Annotated in this window: 1 protein-coding gene and 1 pseudogene; one reads left to right on the top strand and one right to left on the bottom strand. The window is 71.3% G+C overall.

The window, feature by feature from the left end:
* On the bottom strand, positions 1 to 1,007 hold a 1,007-nt coding region (locus A5681_RS23540), incomplete at its 3' end, for a DUF7159 family protein (protein ID WP_419866349.1).
* Positions 1,008 to 1,575: 568 nt separating this feature from the next.
* Here A5681_RS23540 and A5681_RS23535 point away from each other — a divergent pair.
* Positions 1,576 to 2,673: pseudogene (locus A5681_RS23535) on the top strand (DUF7159 family protein); the annotation flags it as partial.
* Positions 2,674 to 2,714: the final 41 nt, after the last annotated feature.

The following is a 2,714-nucleotide window of genomic DNA, read 5'->3' as shown; positions in this document are numbered from 1 at the left end:
ATCACCATGGTGCTCGTTGAAGGCGAAGCGGCGGGCGAAGTGGTCGACCAAGACGGCTTTGAACTCGCCGAGGCCGGCGGGGGTGGTGGCGCCTGGACTGCCGGGGCGACGACGTTTTGGGTGATGTCGGGGCGCTGATGCGCGTGGGGCCGGATATCGAAGGCCAGCGCCAAGGCGAGCGCCAGGACGCCGCCGACGAACACCAGGGTCGCGGCGGCAACGGCCAGCACCGACTTCCGGCTGCGCCGCTCGCCCGAATGCGCGGCCGCCTCGGTTCCCCGGACCGCCCCGTCACCCGCTTCGGCGCTGTAGGCGAGCTCACGTCCGCCCGTCGCGGGTTGCCCTGCATACGGCATGGCTATCGTCGACGGCGCCCCCAGATGGGCGTTGGCCGCCGCCAGCGAGGCGCCGCGGGCCAGGGCCATCTCGGGTTCCTCGGGCGTGGTCACCGACAGTGAGGTCGCCGCCTCGAGCGCGGGCTTGATGTACGGAATGTCGACGTCCGAACCCACCAGGAACAGCCCGTCCGGGCGCGCGCTCATCGATTCGGCGCCGGAGGCCAGCGCGGCCAGCTGTGCCAGCGCCGCTCCGTCGCTGTTGGGCAGCGAATGCCGGCGCACGTCGGCGACCGAACCGTCGACGGTGTCGACGACGGCCAGCGTCGCGGTGTTGGGTTCGACGAACAGCAGCGCGGTGCGCTTGCAGTTGGTCGCGCTGCCCGCGGCCTGGGCCAGCGCCGCGGCGGCCATGACGCCGGAAACCAGCATGACGTCCTCGACCTTGCTCTCCGCCAACGCATTTCGCAGGGCGGCCGCCTCGGCCTGGTCCGTCCACGTCACGCCGCTCGACTTCACCCGGTAGCCACCCGCGGCCGCGTTTTCCCGCGTGCCGACAATCGCGGCGACCACGCGGTCCGCCGCCGCGACCGCGGTCGTCTGATCGGCGAGTTCAAAGCCGTCTTGGTCGACGGTCACTCCGCCGGCTGCTTCGCCTTCAACGAGCACCATGCGGACCGTCTCGGGCGCCATAGACACGCCAAGTACGACGTCCACCGCTCCTCCAAGTCGTCCAGATCGATTGCCGCGCCGCGCGAGAACAGCTGCGTACTCGCCGCGGGGTTCATCACTTTGCAGAATTGGGCCGGACGGATTTCCGCAGCACCCCCACCCCAGTCGCCACCCTAGCGCGCGAAGTTGGACGCGCCCGGGACCTGCGAGGGGCTACTTGTGCCCGCCGCCGCCACCGCCGCTGTGGCCACCGCCACCACCGCCGCCGCCGAAGCTGCCGCCCCCGCTATGGCCGCCACCGAAGGCCCCGCCCCCGCCGGTATCACCGCAACCAGGGCCGGGCCCCTCCCACAGCGACCAGTGGGACGACTGGCTGCATCGACACCTGGGCGGCCACGGCATTCCCGTCCCCTAGCCGCGTTCCGGACACCCCGCGAGCCGCCGAACGCGCGTAAAATCGGGGCACTAGGGGAACACACGGTGGGGACTCAGTGACCTCTGGCGTTTTCGCGGGGTGCGGCGGCCACGTTCTCATCATCAGCGCTAGCAATCGAACGATGGAGGAGCTTTGGACACGGTACTTGGCGTGTCGATGGCGCCGACGGCAGTCCGAATGGTGCTGGTCGAAGGCCAGAATGGCGAAGGCGCCACCGTCGACGAAGACAATTTCGACGTTCCGCCCGAAGACGACGCGGCAACGCTCAGCGCGGCCAACCAGGTCGTCTCCGCGATCCTGGGCACCCGTCAGGGCGCGGCCGAGGGCGGCTACCAACTGGCTTCGACCGGCGTGACCTTCACGGACCCGATCGAGGCCGCCGCACTGCGGGATGCACTGGCCGCCCACAAGGTGGAGAACGTGATGTTGGTCTCGGCCTTTCTGGCCGCGGCCGCCCTGGCGCAAGCCGTGGGTAGCCAGACCAACTACGCGCAGACGGCCCTGCTGTACATCGAGCCCGAAACCGCCACCCTGGCGGTCGTCAACAGCGCCGACGGGTCGATCGCCGACGTCCAGCGCCAGCCGCTTCCGGCCGACGACGAGGCCGCGGTGGCCCAGCTGGCCAGCATGGTGTCGCACGCAGAGACGCTGGAGACGCGGCCCGACGGTGTGTTCGTCGTCGGCTCGGGCATCGACATCCCGCTGATCAAGCCCGCGCTGGAGGCGGCCACCTCGCTGCCGTTGTCGGCGCCCGAGGAGCCTGAGACGGCGCTGGCCCGCGGGGCGGCGCTGGCCTCGGCGAACGCCCCGCTGTTCTCGTCGTCCACCGCGGCCCTGGCCTACGCCCAGGACCCGGGCACCGGCGCGATCAACCCGTTCGCGGTCGCGCCCGGCTACTTCGACACCCCGGGAACCTTGGGCAGGGACGCGCTCGCCTACAGCGCCGTGCCGGATGAGGTCGACGACCTCTACACCGGCGCGCACACCGGCGCCACCGAGCTCGTCGACGCGGGTTATCCGCAGCGCAGCTCGTTCCGGCTGGTGGGAAGCATCGTCGCGGGCGTTTTCGTCATCGGTGTGGTGGCGCTGGTCGTCTCCCTGGCCATCGCGATCCGGCCTACGGCGAACGTCCGGCCCAGCCCGAACCAGAACGTCGTCGTCGCGCCGACGCGGCCCGCCCCGGCCCCCGCGGCGCCCGCACCGGTCGAGGCCCCGGCACCCGCTTCGGCGCTGTAGGCGAGCTCACGTCCGCCCGTCGCGGGTTGCCCTGC

Origin of the sequence: Mycobacterium scrofulaceum, from assembly GCF_001667885.1 — a bacterium.
GTDB lineage: Bacteria > Actinomycetota > Actinomycetes > Mycobacteriales > Mycobacteriaceae > Mycobacterium > Mycobacterium scrofulaceum_C.
Note: the sequence above shows the minus strand (reverse complement) of the source record. Positions and strands in the feature narration are given on the sequence as shown.